The organism is Streptococcus sinensis (genome assembly GCF_000767835.1).
Classification (GTDB): domain Bacteria; phylum Bacillota; class Bacilli; order Lactobacillales; family Streptococcaceae; genus Streptococcus; species Streptococcus sinensis.
On the sequence record NZ_JPEN01000093.1, the window covers coordinates 1 to 2,358 of the forward strand.

The 2,358-nt window shown below is 41.1% G+C and carries 1 protein-coding gene; it reads left to right on the plus strand.

Features of this window, described 5'->3' with window-relative positions; genetic code table 11:
* The first annotated feature begins 425 nt into the window (after positions 1-425).
* Entirely contained in the window at positions 426-2,273 is a 1,848-nt protein-coding gene (locus tag SSIN_RS07940) for an APC family permease (protein WP_037617705.1), read from the plus strand.
* Positions 2,274-2,358 lie beyond the last annotated feature (85 nt).

Genomic DNA, 2,358 nt, shown 5'->3' on the forward strand with positions numbered 1-2,358 from the left:
AGAAAAAGTAGTGAGTACTCTCTCCCGTCGGAGATTTCTTCACTACTAATCTTAGTATGTTTATTAACAATCACTAAAATTTAAGAAATTTAAATATCAAAAACGAGCTTGGCATAAAGCTCGTTTTTTTATAAACAAGCATGCTGTCTCCAGAAAAAAATGGAAGATTTTGTAGGAGAGTGTGTTTGAAACTTTAAATAGATTGTTTGAGTACTTTTTAGCTACGCCGCTTGCGATTTCTAACCTCTTCACCTTCAATTTTTTAGTGAGATTGGGGAATGATGTTGATATCTACTGAGATGGTTTTCATCAAGCATTTGGATAAAAAGCAGGAAGTTTAAATTTATGAAAATTTATTTTCAGAAAAGTATTGACATGTTTTCCGAAAAGGAGTAGAATGGCTCATGTTTTTAAAGGAGGAACTTATGTTTTCCAAGTTAAAAGGCTTTTTTATTGGACGCCCATTAAAATCTGGGAAAAAGGGCGATGATGGTCATTTATTGACCAAGATGCAAGCTTTGGCCATGCTCTCCAGTGACGCTTTATCTTCTATTGCTTATGGACCAGAGCAGGTTGTTTTGGTCTTGACGTCTATTTCTATTGGTGCCATTTGGTGGTCGCTTCCAATAGGAATCGTCGTATTGGTGCTACTAGCGAGCTTAACGGTTTCCTATTGTCAGGTTATCCATGCTTACCCTCAAGGAGGAGGAGCTTATATGGTGACGACAGAAAATCTATCTCCAACGGCAGGTTTGATCGCTGGGGGAAGCTTGCTGGTAGATTACATGTTGACAGTAGCCGTTTCAGTCGCTTCTGGAGCGGACGCAATTACCTCTGCAATTCCCGTCTTACATCCTTACAATTTACATATTTCCATTTTCCTAGTTCTCTTGTTGATGCTAATGAATCTCCGAGGATTAAAAGAGTCGGCTACTTCCTTGATGATTCCTGTCTATCTTTTTATTGTCAGCACCTTATTGTTGATTGGTTTTGGTTTTGTGCAGATCTTGACAGGAAATTTAGACTATCACGCAACCGCGCGGATTGGTAGTCCGATTGCTGGAGTAAGTTTGATCTTACTGCTTCGTGCTTTCACCAGCGGCTCTGCTTCCTTGACAGGAGTGGAAGCTATTTCCAATTCGGTTCCCTTTTTCAAGAAACCAAAAGCTCATAATGCCGCAGCTACCCTTTCGATTATGGCTTTAATCCTAGGCATCATGTTTGCGGGCATTACCTTCTTGAATTATTGGATTGGCATCGTGCCTGTCAAAGGTGTAACGACCTTGGCTCAGATGGCGCAAGCAATTTTGGGGACTTCTCCTCTTGGTCGTATCTTGTTCTATGTTTTCCAATTGTCGACTGCTTTGATCTTAGCAGTGGCAGCCAATACTGGCTTTTCAGCCTTTCCGATGCTCTCCTACAATATGGCTAAGAACAAATATATGCCACATATGTACATGGAAAAAGGAGATCGTCTGAGCTATTCCAATGGCATTTTCACTTTGGCTTTTGGTGCCATTGCTCTTTTGTGTATCTTTGAGGGAAATACAGAGCGCTTGATTCCCCTGTACACCATTGGTGTATTCGTACCCTTTGCTCTCTCACAGACTGGTATGGTTGTCCATTGGAAGAAAAAATATGGAAATAATTTCTTGAAGCATTCGATTGCGAATATCCTTGGAGCGATCATTTGTTACGGGATTGTTCTTATCTTGCTCTTGTTCCGTCTTCAAGATATTTGGCCTTTCTTCCCTATTATCATTGTCTTGACTTGGCTGTTTTTGTCTATCAAGCAGCACTATAATAGAGTCGCTAAACAGTTGAGATTGCATGACCATATCGAGCGTCAGAACTACACTGGTAATACAGTAATTGTCCTGGTCGGGAATGTCACCCGAGTCAGTGTTGGTGCGATGAGCTATGCTCGCAGTATCGGAGATGAAGTCGTGGCAATGCATGTTTCAACAGCAGAAACTGCTGAAAAAGATGCTGAAGTCGCCGAGGAATTTGCTGACTACTTCCCAGATATTCGCTTTGAGACAGTCACGACTAGCTACCGCAATATCATCAGTCCGACAGTTCAGTATGTGATTAAAGTGGCCAAACGAGCCAAAAAAGAAGGCCGAACAGTGACGGTCCTAGTACCTCAGTTTATACCTAAAAAGAGATGGCAAAATGTCCTGCATAACCAGATGAGCTTGAAATTGAAATACTATCTGAAATGGTATGAAGATGTTGTAGTCGCAAGCTATTCTTATCACTTAAAAGAATGAGCGATCGCCTTTGATTAATGAGAAAAAGAGAGTGGGACAGACAGCCATGACGACATAGCCGTCACCCACAGAAACACGAAAATAA

Bases quoted from the DNA above. Each gene is read 5' to 3' on its own strand.
- SSIN_RS07940 (WP_037617705.1), top strand. From the start codon at position 426: ATGTTTTCCAAGTTAAAAGGCTTTTTTATTGGACGCCCATTAAAATCT.